We start from the raw sequence: 354 nt of genomic DNA on the forward strand, positions 1-354 counted from the left end.
TATGATTGTCGTCCATATAAAGGTGGAAACAGTGAAGAATGTTCTATTGATAATCCAACAGCCGGCACTTACCATGTAATGCTGCGTGGTTATTCAGCCTACAGTGGCGTGAGTTTAGTCGGTAACATTACGGGTGGTTCAACAGGTGGTGGTTCAGGCACTCCTCAAGCAGGTGGTGGCACAGTGTCTGATATCACAGCAAATGCAGGTCAGTGGAAACATTACACGCTAGATGTACCGGCGGGTATGGTAAGCTTTACTGTTACAACGTCAGGCGGCACCGGTGATGCAGATTTATTTGTAAAATTTGGTAGCCAGCCAACAAGCTCAAGCTATGATTGTCGTCCATATAAA

Annotated in this window: 1 protein-coding gene; it reads left to right on the top strand. The window is 45.8% G+C overall.

Annotated features, from left to right (window positions below):
- The coding region (locus tag CWC30_RS17605; RefSeq protein ID WP_212746086.1) for a PPC domain-containing protein at positions 1-354 on the top strand (354 nt) is incomplete at both ends.

The organism is Pseudoalteromonas sp. S4741, assembly GCF_005886135.1.
In the GTDB taxonomy this organism is placed as follows: domain Bacteria; phylum Pseudomonadota; class Gammaproteobacteria; order Enterobacterales; family Alteromonadaceae; genus Pseudoalteromonas; species Pseudoalteromonas tetraodonis.